This is a genomic window from Massilia cellulosiltytica, assembly GCF_047325105.1.
Lineage (GTDB): Bacteria > Pseudomonadota > Gammaproteobacteria > Burkholderiales > Burkholderiaceae_D > Telluria > Telluria orientalis.
The window spans coordinates 5,121,281-5,134,658 of sequence record NZ_CP168562.1 but is presented as its reverse complement, the minus strand read 5'-3'; the positions used below and the strand labels follow the sequence as shown (position 1 = coordinate 5,134,658).

At 62.5% G+C, this 13,378-nt stretch carries 9 protein-coding genes and 1 other RNA gene; 5 read left to right on the top strand and 5 right to left on the bottom strand.

Annotated elements, in window-relative coordinates; genetic code table 11:
- Positions 1 to 84: 84 nt before the first annotated feature.
- The 4 genes from ACEN9H_RS22365 to ACEN9H_RS22350 all read left to right on the top strand — a co-directional run bounded on the left by ACEN9H_RS22365 (position 85) and on the right by ACEN9H_RS22350 (position 6,515).
- Positions 85 to 672, top strand: coding sequence for a type 1 glutamine amidotransferase domain-containing protein (locus ACEN9H_RS22365; RefSeq protein WP_056129148.1), 588 nt, complete (start codon positions 85 to 87; stop codon positions 670 to 672).
- Between the two features lie 76 nt (positions 673 to 748).
- Positions 749 to 1,327 carry a helix-turn-helix domain-containing protein gene (locus tag ACEN9H_RS22360; RefSeq protein ID WP_413672125.1) on the top strand — a complete coding sequence of 193 codons (579 nt, stop codon included), beginning with the start codon at positions 749 to 751 and terminating at the stop codon, positions 1,325 to 1,327.
- 2 nt (positions 1,328 to 1,329) lie between these two features.
- Positions 1,330 to 1,845 (top strand): N-acetyltransferase family protein, encoded by a 516-nt coding sequence (locus tag ACEN9H_RS22355; protein WP_413672124.1) that lies wholly within the window; start codon positions 1,330 to 1,332, stop codon positions 1,843 to 1,845.
- Positions 1,846 to 2,153: 308 nt separating this feature from the next.
- Positions 2,154 to 6,515, top strand: coding sequence for an EAL domain-containing protein (locus ACEN9H_RS22350; RefSeq protein WP_413672123.1), 4,362 nt, complete (start codon positions 2,154 to 2,156; stop codon positions 6,513 to 6,515).
- Positions 6,516 to 6,581: 66 nt separating this feature from the next.
- Here the strand turns inward: ACEN9H_RS22350 and ssrA are convergent.
- From ssrA to ompA, 5 genes are all read right to left on the bottom strand, one after another.
- Positions 6,582 to 6,940: a transfer-messenger RNA gene (ssrA, locus tag ACEN9H_RS22345) on the bottom strand.
- A 105-nt stretch (positions 6,941 to 7,045) separates the two neighbouring features.
- Positions 7,046 to 7,636 carry a glycine zipper 2TM domain-containing protein gene (locus tag ACEN9H_RS22340; RefSeq protein WP_413672122.1) on the bottom strand — a complete coding sequence of 197 codons (591 nt, stop codon included), beginning with the start codon at positions 7,634 to 7,636 and terminating at the stop codon, positions 7,046 to 7,048.
- A 256-nt stretch (positions 7,637 to 7,892) separates the two neighbouring features.
- Positions 7,893 to 8,591 carry an HAD family hydrolase gene (locus ACEN9H_RS22335; protein ID WP_413672121.1) on the bottom strand — a complete coding sequence of 233 codons (699 nt, stop codon included), beginning with the start codon at positions 8,589 to 8,591 and terminating at the stop codon, positions 7,893 to 7,895.
- A 10-nt stretch (positions 8,592 to 8,601) separates the two neighbouring features.
- Complete coding sequence (gene ubiG, locus ACEN9H_RS22330; RefSeq protein ID WP_056129533.1) at positions 8,602 to 9,309, bottom strand: bifunctional 2-polyprenyl-6-hydroxyphenol methylase/3-demethylubiquinol 3-O-methyltransferase UbiG; 708 nt, start codon at positions 9,307 to 9,309, stop codon at positions 8,602 to 8,604.
- Between the two features lie 108 nt (positions 9,310 to 9,417).
- The gene (ompA, locus tag ACEN9H_RS22325) at positions 9,418 to 10,131 is read right to left on the bottom strand and encodes an outer membrane protein OmpA (RefSeq protein WP_056129543.1); all 714 of its coding nucleotides are present in this window, start codon (positions 10,129 to 10,131) and stop codon (positions 9,418 to 9,420) included.
- A 395-nt stretch (positions 10,132 to 10,526) separates the two neighbouring features.
- Between ompA and gyrA the strand changes: the two genes are divergently transcribed.
- Entirely contained in the window at positions 10,527 to 13,142 is a 2,616-nt protein-coding gene (gene gyrA / locus ACEN9H_RS22320) for a DNA gyrase subunit A (protein ID WP_056129545.1), read from the top strand.
- Positions 13,143 to 13,378 lie beyond the last annotated feature (236 nt).

The following is a 13,378-nucleotide window of genomic DNA, read 5'->3' as shown; positions in this document are numbered from 1 at the left end:
ACCTGATTCGGCGCGTGCGACGCGCCCCGCAAGCCCCGCCTAGAATGGGCTGTCGTCCCATACGTTCGACCAAAGGGAGTTTATATGGAACAAGTTGCCAACAAGCCTTTGCAGGGCAAGCGCGTTGCCATGCTCATGACGGATGGCGTGGAACAGATCGAGTACACGAGCCCGCGCTCTTTCCTGGAAGAGCAGGGCGCCACCGTCGTGTTGCTGTCGCCGAAGGCGGCCGGCGACGAAGTGCAGGGTTTTAACCACATGCAGCCGGCCGACCGCTTCAAGGTCGAGATGAACGTGCGCGACGCGAAACCTGCCGACTTCGACGGGCTCGTGCTGCCGGGCGGCGTCGCCAATCCGGATCAACTGCGGTTGAGCAAAGAGGCCATCGATTTCATCCGCGACTTCGATGCCGAGGACAAGATGGTCGCGGCCATCTGCCACGGCCCATGGACGCTGATCGACGCGGGCATCGCTACCGGCAAGCATCTCACCAGCTGGCCCAGCTTGAAGCGCGACCTGATGAATGCGGGCGCCGAGTGGTCGGATGAGGAAGTCGTGCTGGATGCCCGACTGGTTACGAGCCGCAAGCCGGATGATCTGCCCGCCTTCAACGACATGTTGCTGAAGGAATTGCTCGTGGCGCCAGGGACGGACCCTGGGCCGACATCGTAGTCGGTGTGTCCAGTATGCTGGAGAATAGTCCAGGATAGTTGACGTCTTGTCTTTCATGTTGGAGAATATATCCATTATGAAAGATGACTCCACCGTTAACGCACGCATCGCCCAGCAGGTGCGCCTCCTCCGCAGCGAGCGAGGTCTGTCGCTCGATGCCTTGTCGACCCAGTGCGGCGTGAGCCGTTCGATGCTGTCCCTGATCGAGCGGGGCGAGACGAGCCCGACCGCAGTCGTGCTCGACAAGCTGGCCGCGGGCCTCGGCGTGCCGCTCGCATCGCTGTTCGACGACCCGGCGCGCAAGGCCGAGCCTGTCTCACGTCATGCCGATCAGGTCACGTGGCAGGATCCGCATTCCGGCTATCTGCGCCGCAATGTATCGCCCGAAGGATTCCAGTCGCCGACACGCATCGTCGACGTGACGTTTCCGCCGCGGACGCGCGTGACGTACGAGGCCGGCCCTCGCACGCCCGCCGTGCTGCAACAGATCTGGATCCTCGAAGGCCGCATGCAGATCACGTACGGCAGCGAATCCTGGCTGCTGGAGACGGGCGACTGCCTCGTGATACCCCTCGACGCACCGAATTCCTTCCACAACCCCGGGGACGTGCCCGCGCGCTACGCCGTCGTCCTTACCACGCTTAGCAGGAGCTGATCATGAGTTGCCGCGTACGCCGTATCCATTCGCTGACCGATGCCGACATCGAAGGCCTGGCGGCCGTTCTCTTCGACTGTGTCGAGGGAGGCGCGTCCGTCGGGTTCATGCAGCCGTACACGCTGGGCCAGGCGCTCGGCTGGTGGCGTGGGCTCGCGGCCGACGTCGAGTCCGGCCGGCGCGCGCTGCTCGTCGCCGAGGACGAGCACGGCATCGTGGGCACCGTCCACCTCGTGCTGGCGATGCCGGAGAACCAGCCGCATCGGGCGGACCTGTGCAAGATGCTCGTGATGCGGCGGGCGCGCAAGCAGGGCGTCGGCGCGGCGCTGATGGATGCGGCGGAGCGGGAAGCGCGGTCGCTCGGCAAGACGCTGCTGGTACTGGATACGGCCAGCGCCGAAGCGGAGCGCCTGTACGCGCGCATGGGGTGGACGCGGTTGGGCGTCGTGCCCGGCTTTGCGTTGCTGCCGGAAGGCGGGTTGTGCGATACGACGTATTTTTATCGCGAACTCGTCTGATGAAGCGGGTGTCTCCCCAGAGGTTTCATCCTTTGCAAGAATAATATTGAGCATAAATGCGACATTTTTCTTCTTCATGGGAATGCATTTATGTTTCCTTGGGGAATCTATGTAAAATGTAAGCCGTGGTTTTGGCGGGCAATGTGCTGTTGTTGACGATATGACGTGGTCGGGAATGCCATGCAGGGATGTCCGTGACTGGGCTGCGCCGCCGCCGTCCTGGATAGCGCCGGTCCAATCAAAGGCTATCTAACGGTATCGCGTGGTCGTTGCGCCGGCGATGCCCTTCCGGATAAGAAGGTCGCTGAGTGAGCTCCAAATCGATCGGCCTGCCGTTGCAGGTTTTTTCCCGACTTCCGTTGCCGGGGCAACTCGCCCTCATTGCGGCAGTTATCCTGCCTTGCCTGTGGGCCGTCGTGATCGCGTCGTTACACGGCACCTATGAGAAAACCTTGGCCGAGGCCGCCAAGGACAGCAATAACATTGCGCGTCTGTTTGCCGAAGAAGTCAATTCTTCCATCAACATGATCGACCTGGCGGCGATCGACCTGCGCGAACGATGGCTCGACGACCCGGACAGGTTTGGCGACCACGTGCGCAGGCGGCAGGCGATTCTCGAAAGACCTGTGGCATTTCAGGTCAGTATCATCGACGCCACAGGACACCTGGCATATTCGAGCGTGGACCGCTCGGCGCCGCGGCTCGATTTAAGCGACCGCGAGCACTTTCGCACCCATCTCGGCGGGATCGACAAGCTGTTCGTCAGCCGCCCGGTCAAGGGCCGGGTGTCGGGACGGGGAAGTATCCAGTTCACCCGTCCATTGCTGGCCGGCGGGAATCGTTTCGCCGGCGTGATCGTGTTGTCGGTGGCACCGGAGTACTTCACCCGGTTTTCAGGAAAGCTGCAACTTGGCGAGCACGGGACAGTGGCCCTTGTTCGCTCTGACGGTACCATAGTCGCGCGCGAGCCGGCAGTGTCGTCCGAGCCACGCAACGTACTGAAGACCATGCCGGACTTCGCGTCGATGGGCACGGAAACACTGATATATTCGCGTGCCTCGCAGATCGACGGTGTCGTTCGACTCTATGCCTGGCGTGTATTGCCGAAGAAGGCCTTGGCCGTGGCGGTCGGCCGTAGCCGCGATGAAATCCTCGAATCGTATGTCCGGCAGCGGAACCTGGTGGTGGGCGGCGCCTGTGGGCTGTCCATCCTGATTGTGCTGATCGGTTACAGCGTGTTGTCCGGAATGCGCGACCGTGCCCGCGCCCGGGCCGCGCTCGAGGAGAGCGAGTTTCGCTGGAAATATGCGCTCGAAGGCGCGGGCGATGGTGTCTGGGATTGGGATGGCCGGACCGATACGGTGTACTTTTCTCAACGTTGGCGCGACATGCTCGGCTATGGCGACGCCGAGATCCGGACCGGGAAACAATGGGAAAACCTGATCCACCCGGAGGACCGTGGACGGGTACTCGACGCAACGGCGAGGTTGGTGGCCGGGCTGGTGCCGACCTACGCGATGGAATACCGGATGCGGGCGAAGGATGGAAGCTGGCGCTGGATCTTCAGTCGCGGCATGGTCGTCGGTACCGATGCGGGCGGACAGGCGGCGCGGGTGATTGGGACCCATACTGACTTGACCGATCGTAAGCTGCGGGAAGAGGCGCTCCATCAGATGGAGCAGATGCACGCCGCGCATGCCCTGTTGCAAAGCGAACAGCGTTTCCACCAGCTTGCCGATGCGATGCCGCAAATCGTATGGACTGCCGACCCTGATGGTGCGATCGATTACGCCAACAGTTGGGTGCACACGTACACGGGACTGGTCGAGGAGATCAATGCCGACAACTGGGTCACGATACTGCACCCGGATGACGTTGCGCCGACGCTGCGCATCTGGGAGGCGTCGCTAGTCTCGGGCGCCATCTTCGAGACCGAATATCGCGTGTTTCGCAGCGCCGACCAGAGCTATCGATGGCATCAGGCGCGTGCCATACCGATCCGGGACGAACACGGTACGATCGTAAAGTGGTACGGCACCACCACCGACAACCATGACACGCGGTTGGCGAACGACGAAATCCGCAGGCTCGCACACCGTCTCGGTACAACGCTCGAAAGCATCACGGAGGCATTCCTCACAGTCGATCTGGACTGGAGATTTACGTACGTCAATAAGGAAACCGAGCGCCTCCTTCAGCGTGATCGCCAGCAATTGCTTGGGCGAATGTTATGGCAGGAATATCCGGCCCTCGTCGGCGGCATCGCCGATACCGAATTTCAAAGGGCCATGCATGAACATTGCACGGTCGAGTTCGACATTTACTTCCCGCCGCTGAATCGCTGGTTCAAGGTTCGTGCCTATCCTTCATCGGAAGGCCTTGCCGTGTATTGCCGCGACATCAGCGCAAGCCGGCGTCTGCAGAAGTTCAAGAATGAGCAGATGAAATTGCTGGAACGGATGGCACTGGGAGCGCCGCTGCCCGAACTCCTGGAACTCGCCACGCACATTGTCGAGTCGTCCGGACATGCCATGCACTGTGCCGTGATGTTGCTGGGCGCGGACGGCGCCGCCTTCGAACACGTTGTCGCGCCGAGTCTTCCGGCTTCGCTACGAGGCATCCTGAACGAATTCGACGTCGATGAGGTATTGCCGCCGGACCGACGCGCACGGCTGCATGCCGGGCCGGTCTTCGTTGCCGACGTGGGGGACGATCCGAGTTGGATTGGTGCGCACGATGCCGCCGCACTGCATGGGGATCGAGCTTGCTGGTGGTATGGGATTCGCTCCGGGCAAGACCGGCTGCTCGGTACGCTCGCGGTGTTCACGGAAGCCGGACGTGTGCCCGATCAAGGCGAAATGGAGATCCTTGGCCTGTGCGCCCACACGGTCAGCATCGCGGTCGAACGGCTTCACATCGAACGCAAGGCACGCGCAAGCGAGGACCAGCTTGAATATCAGTCGAATTACGACACCCTGACCGGACTTGCCAACCGTAATTTGCTTTGCGATAGGGCAGGTCAGACGATGGCGCGGGCCGTGAGCCGGGGCGAACAGGCGTGGCTGGTCTGTATCGATCTCGACCGCTTCGCCCTGGTCAACGAAACGCTGGGCCACGAAGCCGGCGACCTGGTCCTGCAAGAGACAGCGGCCCGCCTGAGGACGGCACTAGGGCCGAACGATACGGCCGCGCGCACCGGTGGCGATGAATTTGTGCTGGTGCTCGCCGATACACCCGACGAGCACGCCGCGATCAATACCGTCCAGCGCATCATGGCCGCCCTGGGCGATCCGATCAAGGTCGGGGAGCACGAGCATTTCCTGAGCTGCACGTCCGGGTTGTCGGTATTCCCGGCAGACGGCGACACGGCGAACGCCTTGATCAAGAATGCCCACATCGCGATGCAGCGCGCCAAGGAAGCAGGCGGTGGCGAACTGCAGTTTTATACGGCGTCGATGAAAGCGCGCGCGATGGAACGCCTGCGGCTCGAGGGCGACCTGCGGCATGCCGTCCAGCGAGGCGAATTGCTGTTGCATTACCAGCCACAAGTCGATGTGCGCACCGGTCGGATCGTTGGCGTGGAAGCCCTGCTGCGGTGGGCACATCCCGAACTCGGCATGATGTCGCCCGACCGGTTCATCGACCTGGCGGAACAAACCGGGCTCATCGTCCCAATCGGCACGTGGGTATTGCGGACCGCGTGCGCGGACGCCAGGCGTTGGCATGATGCCGGTTGGGAAGGCCTGCGTGTGGGCGTCAATCTGTCGGGCAAGCAGTTCTACCAGCCGGATCTGATCGAGGTCGTGACAGGAGTACTGGCGGAATCGGGGCTCGCGGCACGCTACCTGGACATCGAGCTGACGGAAGGCCTGGTCATGACCGACATCGACCACGCACTCGCGATCATGAATACGCTCAAGGGGCTCGGCGTACAGCTGTCGCTGGACGACTTCGGCACCGGCTACTCCAGCCTGTCGTACCTCAAGCGCTTCCCGATCGATGTGCTGAAGATCGACAAGTCGTTCGTCAGGGACATTACCACCGATCCAGACGCGGCGGCGATCGCGCGGTCCATCATTTCGCTTGCCCAAAGCCTGCAATTGCAGGTCATCGCGGAAGGCGTGGAAACCCAGGAGCAGCTCAGCTATCTGACGACTTATCGTTGCGACCAGATCCAGGGCTATTATTTCAGCCGTCCGATACCGGCCACGGCATTCGAGCAGTTGCTGGGCGAGGAGCGGGCGCTGCCGGTGGCGTGTCCTGACGAACAGGTGCGGACGGTGCTGCTCGTCGACGACGACCCCGGCGTCAGCGCGGCATTGCGCCGGCTTCTGCGCCGCCAGGGCTATCGGGTGCTGTACGCGGCAAGCGGGGATGAAGGTTTGAGCCTGCTTGCCTTGAACGACGTCCAGGTCGTCATTTCCGACCAGCGCATGCCCGGCATGATGGGCATCGAATTCCTGTCGCGCGTCAAGCAGATTCACCCGAAGATTATCCGGATCATGTTGTCGGGCTACACGGCGGTCGACGCGATCATCGAAGCGACCAATAGCGGCGCCGTATTCCGGTTCCACGCGAAGCCTTGGGACGACGCCGCGTTATGTGCGAGTATCGCCGACGCATTCCGTTATCACTGGCTGATGCGCAATGCGGAAATTGCGGAGGCGTGAGGGTCCGGTATCGCATAAAACAAAAGCCCCACCGGCTTGCGCCGGCGGGGCTTTTATTTTGAATACTGGTGGAGGCGGAGGGAATCGAACCCTCGTCCGCAAGCACTCTACAGACAGTTCTACATACTTAGCACTGTCTTTTAATTTAACCTGGCTGACGGGGACGTGCACCCTGCAACCAAGCGAGTTACCTAAAGTTTCGGAAGCAACCAGGTAACCCGGTTGAATCCTAGCCTCTGTAAATGACTCTACTTGCCTTGCGGCACACCCCAGAGGCGAGGTGGTGTAGAGCTAGCAGCGATTAGGCTGCGAGTGCGTACGAGTTATCGTTTGCAGTTATTGATTTCTGGATGTATTTACGAGGTAACCAGTCCTCGGTATGCCCTGTTCTGCTTTGCAACCCACGTCGAAGCCAGGTCGCCCCCAGATAGGAATGCTCATTGTACCGCAATCGGCCAGTGAGCGGAGGGCCTTGAAACGCCCTCACACCCGATATGGGTGCGAGGTGCGGAGAATCAAGGCCTGGGTGATCAACGATCCTGGTTCTGGTTGGCGATCTGGTTGCCCAGCATGCCGCCGCCGATGATGCCGGCGACCGTCGCCAGTTTGCGGCCGTTGCCGCTGCCCACCTGGTTGCCCAGCAGGCCGCCCACGACGGCGCCCGTGCCGATCGCGACGTAGTTCGGTTGCGCCGGCTGCGGAGCCGGACGGGGTGCCGGTTCACGATACGACGGCGCATCGTTCTGGGCGTAGCTCGAGTGGTGAGTCGTGTGGCGCGGGGCCGGTTTCGCCGGAACTTCCTTGATGATCGTTTCCTTGATCACCGTCGGTGCCGGGGCCGGCTGGGCGCTCGCGACGGCCGGCTGTGCATAGGCGCCCTGGACCGGTTGCAGGCCTTGCGGTGCCGTGGCATCCGCAGCCATCGGCAGGGCCGGTGCGGTGGTCGGGGCAGCGGCGTAGGCCGGGTTCACCTGGGTCGGAGCAGCCTCGGGAGCGCTGTGCGAGCTCGGCAGGAGGCCGGTGATCGCGGCCGTGCCGGCGAGGCTCACGACGATGACGGACACTGCGGCAGCTGCAACCAGCGGGTGGATACGGGAGGTGGCGGTTTTGATCGTTTCCATTTTATCTGCTCCTGAGACGTTGTTGTCGTATGGCTGTAGATTACCCAGAGGCATTGTCGAGAGATAGACGTATCCCTGTATCAATCGTAAAGATATGTAAATGACGAGTTGACCGATCGGGATCGCGGTCTTACGAAGACGAAGGCGAGAGCGCAACATCTGCAACTAACCGACGAGCTGCCGTGAGAAAAAAACCGAGCCGCCAAGGCAGGCGGCACGGTCAGGGTTCAACGGTGAAACAAGGATGAAAGCCGGATCAGGCAGTCGTTACCGCAGCGCCCGCCAGCTCGCGCAGCATGTCCAGCAGGTGGCGCGGCGTGTCCAGTTGGTAGTGAGCACCCCACGTCGCCGGATCGATGCAACCGCAATAGCCCCAGTTGCAGGCCACGGTGACCATGCCGGCCGCGCGGCCCGCTTCGATGTCGCGCTGGTCGTCGCCCACGTACCAGCAGTGCGTCGGGTCGATGTCCAGGCGGCGCGCCGCTTCCAGCAGCGGGGCAGGGTGGGGTTTGGCGTGCGGCGTCGTGTCGCCCGAGATCACGCAGCCGGCGTGCGCCAGGCCGATCAGCGGGACGAGCGGGTCCGTGAAACGGGCCGGCTTGTTGGTGACGATGCCCCAGGCCATGCCGGATGCCGTGAGGCCGTCCAGCAGGTCGGGCACGCCGTCGAACAGGGTGCTGTGCACGGCCATGTTGGACTGGTAGCGTTCGAACCATTCGAGACGCATCTCCTCATAGCCCTCGTCCCCCGGCGCCAGGCCGAAGGCGGCGCCGATCATGCCGCGGGCGCCGGCCGATGCGGTCGGGCGGAGGATGGCGTATGGCGTCGGTTCCAGGCCGCGCTCCGTACGCATCCAGTTGACGGCGGCCGCGAGGTCGGGCGCGGTGTCGGCCAGGGTGCCGTCGAGGTCGAACAGGACGGCGCGCGGCGCGGACAGGGAGGAAGAAAAGGTCATGTGTCGATACTTAGAGCGGCTTACTGCAGGCAACCATGTAGTTGACGTCGGTGTCCTGGTTCAGCGAGTAGATCTTGGTCAGCGGGTTGTAGGTCAGGCCCTTCAAGCCGTCGACGATGAGGCCGGCATCGCGCACGAAGTTCGACAACTCGGCCGGCGTGATGAATTTGGCGTAATCGTGGGTGCCGCGCGGCAGCATGCGCAGCACGTATTCCGCGCCGACGACGGCGAACAGATACGATTTGACGTTGCGGTTCAGCGTGGAAAAGAACACGCGGCCGCCCGGTTTGACGAGGGCCGCGGCGGCGCGCACGATGGAAGCGGGGTCCGGGACGTGCTCGAGCATCTCCATGCAGGTGACGACGTCGAATTGGCCCGGCTCTTCCGCGGCCATGTCCTCGGCCGCGATCAGTTTATAGCGCACCTCCACGCCCGATTCCAGGCTGTGCAGGTCGGCCACCTTCAGTGCCTTTTTCGACAGGTCGATGCCCGTGACCTTGGCACCCTTGCGCGCCATGGATTCGGCCAGGATGCCGCCGCCGCAGCCGATGTCGATGACGTTCTTGCCAGCCAGCGGCACGCGCGCGTTGATCCATTCCAGGCGCAACGGGTTGATGTCGTGCAGCGGACGGAATTCGGACGTCGGGTCCCACCAGCGGTGGGCCAGTTCACTGAACTTCTGGATCTCTAAGGGATCGGCATTGGTCGTCGTAGTCATAGGACGGAATGATAGCGGAAATGGGTAGTCGGCACGGATGGGATCGTGAAAAAAAACGGGCCATAAAAAAACCCCGCCGCAGCGGGGTTGTTCAGCCGTTAAGCTGGATTACTGCTTGTTGCCGCGGGTACCGACGACTTCGATTTCCACGCGGCGGTTCTTCGCACGGCCGGCGGCGGTCTTGTTGTCGGCGACCGGCTGCTTCTCGCCTTTGCCTTCGGTGTAGACGCGGTTCGATTCGACGCCCTTGCTCTGCAGATAGGCCTTGACGGCTTCGGCGCGGCGGACGGACAGCTTCTGGTTGTACTCATCGGTGCCGACCGAGTCGGTGTGGCCGACGGCGATGATGACTTCCAGGTTGATGTCTTTCAGCTTCGAGACCAGGTCGTCCAGCGACGCTTTGCCGGCCGGCTTCAGGACGGCCTTGTCGAAGTCGAAGAAGGCGTCAGCCGAGTAGCTCACTTTTTCCGAGGTCGGGACCGGAACCGGTGCCGGGGCCGGAGCCGGGGTGGCAGGTGCCGGAGCGGCGACCGGCGGCGGCGGCGGAGCGACGCACTTGCCGTTTTCCAGGCGCTCGGGTTCCACGCACAGCGGTGCGTCGCAGCCCGGGACCGCGTCGGCCGGGGTCCAGTAGCCCGTGCGCCAGCACAGGCCGAAAGGATTGCGGGCGATGACGCCACGGGCATCCTGCACGTAAGCGCTGTACGGCGTCGGCGCCTTGATATCGGTGGTCAGCGGCGCATACGGAGGCGCACTTTGCGCGGATGCGCTGCCCGCCATCGCGGCCGTAGCTGCGAATACGAGGGTTGCCAATTTGTTCATATTTTTTCTTCCTTTCGGTAAAATCTTCTAGCGGCGAAACTGCCCCAGGGCAATAAGACGTGAGCATAATATTAACACTCGAGACAGCACGTCAGTTCCGCATTGTGAAACAAGCAATTAACGTCTCGGCCATTTTGCCACATACGCCACATCCGCACGACCGACCGGCGACCAATTGCCGTGCATGCTATTTGTCGCGTTGTTTCTGCGCAACAAGGTGTCGGGAGTCGCACGCAAGCTTGACGAATGTTTATGACAGGCATGTGTCAAAGGGCTAATTGTGCCAGTTTGCTATCACGGCCGCTTGCCGCTGAAATAGGTTATTGCTAGGGCTGCCGTGGTAAAATCATGGGCTTGGAATATCACTTATCAGCCTGAAGGCGCCGACCCGCACAATGGATCAATTCGCAAAAGAAACAGTTCCAATTTCCCTGGAAGAAGAGATGCGCAAGAGCTACCTCGATTACGCCATGAGCGTGATCGTGGGCCGTGCTCTGCCGGACGTGCGCGACGGCTTGAAGCCCGTGCACCGCCGCGTGCTCTACGCGATGCACGAGATGAACAACGTGTGGAACCGTCCTTACCTGAAGTGCGCGCGCGTGGTCGGCGACACGATGGGTAAGTACCACCCGCACGGCGACGCGTCGATCTACGACACCCTGGTCCGCATGGCCCAGGACTTCTCGCTGCGCTACACGCTCGTGGACGGGCAGGGCAACTTCGGCTCGATCGACGGCGACTCCGCCGCGGCGATGCGTTACACCGAGTGCCGCCTGGACAAGATCTCGAACGAGCTGCTGGCCGACATCGACAAGGACACCGTCGACTTCCAGCCGAACTATGACGGCAAGGAAAAAGAACCGACCGTCCTCCCGACGAAGATCCCGAACCTGCTGATCAACGGTTCGTCCGGTATCGCGGTCGGCATGGCGACGAACATCCCGCCGCACAACCTGTCCGAAGTGATCAGCGGCGCCATGCACGTGCTGCGGAACCCGGACTGCACGATCGACGAGCTGATCGAGCTGATCCCGGCGCCGGACTTCCCGACGGCCGGCATCATCTACGGCGTCTCGGGCGTGCGCGACGGCTATCGCACGGGCCGCGGCCGCGTCGTGATGCGCGCCAAGACCCACTTCGAGGAATACGGCAAGGACGGCGGCCGCATCGCGATCATCGTCGATGAGCTGCCGTACCAGGTCAACAAGAAGTCGCTGCTGGAGCGCATCGCCGAAAACGTGCGCGACAAGAAGCTGGAAGGCATTTCCGACATCCGCGACGAGTCCGACAAATCCGGCATGCGCGTCGTCATCGAGCTCAAGCGCGGTGAAGTGCCGGAAGTCGTGCTGAACAACCTGTACAAGCAGACCCAGCTGCAAGACACGTTCGGCATGAACATGGTGGCCCTCGTCAACGGCCAGCCGAAGCTGCTGAACCTGAAGCAGATGCTGGAGTGCTTCCTGTCGCACCGCCGCGAAGTGGTCACGCGCCGCACCGTGTTCGAGCTGCGCAAGGCACGCGAACGCGGCCACATGCTGGAAGGCCTCGCGGTCGCGCTGGCGAACATCGACGACTTCATCGCGATCATCAAGGCCGCGCCGACGCCGCCGGTCGCGAAGACGGAACTGATGTCGCGCGCATGGGATTCGTCTCTCGTGCGCGAAATGCTGTCGCGCACCGAACTCGGCGCATCCGGCGGCATCGAGGCGTTCCGTCCCGAGCACCTGCCGAAGCACTACGGCATGCAGCAGGACGGCCTCTATAAACTGTCGGACGAGCAGGCCCAGGAAATCCTGCAGATGCGCCTGCAGCGCCTGACCGGCCTGGAGCAGGACAAGATCGTCAACGAGTACAAGGAAGTGATGCTGCACATCGCCGACCTGCTCGACATCCTGGCCCGCCCGGAGCGCGTCACGAGCATCATCGTCGACGAGATGGCGCAGATCAAATCGGACTACGCGGACAACGGCAAGGACACCCGCCGTTCAGCCATCGAGCACAATGCGTCCGACCTGGAAACGGAAGACCTGATCACGCCGCAGGACATGGTCGTGACCCTGTCGCACACGGGCTACATGAAGTCGCAGCCGATTTCCGAATACCGCGCGCAGAAGCGCGGCGGCCGCGGCAAGCAGGCGATGGCAACGAAGGACGAGGACTGGATCGACCAGCTGTTCATCGCGAACACGCACGACTACATGCTGTGCTTCAGCAACCGCGGCCGGATGTACTGGCTGAAGGTGTGGGAAGTGCCGCAGGGTTCGCGCAACTCGCGCGGCAAGCCGATCGTGAACATGTTCCCGCTGCAGGATGGCGAGAAGATCACCGTGATCCTGCCGCTATCGGGCGAGAACTCGACGTTCCCGGAAGACCACTACGTGTTCATGTCGACGAGCCTCGGCACCGTCAAGAAGACGCCGCTGCGCGACTTCAGCAATCCGCGCAAGGCCGGCATCATCGCGGTCGACCTGGACGATGGCGACTTCCTGATCGGCGCCGCGCTCACGGACGGCAAGCACGACGTGATGCTGTTCTCGGACGCCGGCAAGGCCGTGCGCTTCGACGAGAACGACGTGCGTCCGATGGGCCGCACGGCGCGCGGCGTGCGCGGCATGAACCTGGAAGAGGGCCAGAACGTGATCGCGCTGCTGGTCGCCGAGAACGAGCAGCAGTCCGTGCTGACCGCGACGGAAAACGGCTTCGGCAAGCGCACCCCGATCACGGAGTACACGCGCCACGGCCGCGGCACGAAGGGCATGATCGCGATCCAGACGTCCGAGCGTAACGGCAAGGTGGTCGCCGCGACGCTGGTCGAGGAGACGGACGAGATCATGCTGATCACGACCGGCGGCGTGCTGATCCGGACTCGCGTGGCCGAGATCCGCGAGATGGGCCGCGCCACCCAGGGCGTGACCCTGATCGCGGTGGAAGACGGCACCAAGCTGTCCGGCCTGCAGCGCGTGGTCGAGACCGACCTCGAGGAAACGGAACTGGAGCCGGCGCCGGAATAAGCCGGATAGTCCATCGGAAAGCCGCCCTGACGCTTGCGTCCTGGCGGCTTTTTTACTGGTCGAAACTTTGACTAACCGTCGTTCCCGCGCAGGCGGGAACCCAATTTCGAGCAGCCTGGACGCAAAACTTGGGCCCCGCCTCCGCGGGGGCGACGTGTCATATCAGCCAAAAGCCGCCCTGATGCTCGCGTCTCGGCGGCTTTTTTTGCCCCCGGCATGATGATGACCGTCGTTCC

Coding starts and splice junctions, on each gene's coding strand:
- ACEN9H_RS22365 (WP_056129148.1), top strand. CDS start 85: ATGGAACAAGTTGCCAACAAGCCTTTGCAGGGCAAGCGCGTTGCCATG.
- ACEN9H_RS22360 (WP_413672125.1), top strand. CDS start 749: ATGAAAGATGACTCCACCGTTAACGCACGCATCGCCCAGCAGGTGCGC.
- ACEN9H_RS22335 (WP_413672121.1), bottom strand. CDS start 8,591: ATGACCTTTTCTTCCTCCCTGTCCGCGCCGCGCGCCGTCCTGTTCGAC.
- gyrA (WP_056129545.1), top strand. CDS start 10,527: ATGGATCAATTCGCAAAAGAAACAGTTCCAATTTCCCTGGAAGAAGAG.
- ACEN9H_RS22355 (WP_413672124.1), top strand. CDS start 1,330: ATGAGTTGCCGCGTACGCCGTATCCATTCGCTGACCGATGCCGACATC.
- ubiG (WP_056129533.1), bottom strand. CDS start 9,309: ATGACTACGACGACCAATGCCGATCCCTTAGAGATCCAGAAGTTCAGT.
- ACEN9H_RS22340 (WP_413672122.1), bottom strand. CDS start 7,636: ATGGAAACGATCAAAACCGCCACCTCCCGTATCCACCCGCTGGTTGCA.
- ompA (WP_056129543.1), bottom strand. CDS start 10,131: ATGAACAAATTGGCAACCCTCGTATTCGCAGCTACGGCCGCGATGGCG.